Genomic DNA, 447 nt, shown 5'->3' with positions numbered 1-447 from the left:
CATAGCGGCGGTGGAGTCGTCGGCAGCCGGCAAGCCAGGACATGGTGCGTTCGATGGTCCAGCGGTGTCGGCCAAGTCGCTGCGAGGGCTCGATGCCTCTGCGGGCGATGCGGTGCCGGATTCCGCGCCTGGATAGCCATTGCCGCAGGTGGCGGTAGTCGTATCCCTTGTCGGCGTGGAGCTTGCCGGGTCGGCGTCGACGGGGGCCTCGGCGGGAGCGGATAGGCGGTATGCCCTTCACAAGCGGGACCAGGGCTTGGCTGTCGTGGACGTTGGCGCCGGAGATTGCGACGGATATGGGCAGACCGGTCCGCTCGGTGATCAGGTGGATCTTCGACCCGTACTTGCCCCGGTCGACAGGATTCGGACCTGTCAGGTCCCCCTTTTCAAGGCCCGCATGTTCACCGAGTCGATCGCGCACCTCGACCAGTCCAGCTCGCCGCGGGC

1 pseudogene is annotated in these 447 nt (G+C 67.1%); it reads right to left on the bottom strand.

Annotated features, from left to right (window positions below):
* Positions 1-447, bottom strand: a pseudogene (locus OO67_RS38495) (IS5 family transposase); the annotation flags it as partial.

The organism is Streptomyces atroolivaceus, from assembly GCF_000717025.1.
Taxonomy (GTDB): domain Bacteria; phylum Actinomycetota; class Actinomycetes; order Streptomycetales; family Streptomycetaceae; genus Streptomyces; species Streptomyces atroolivaceus.
Note: the sequence above shows the minus strand (reverse complement) of the source record. Positions and strands in the feature narration are given on the sequence as shown.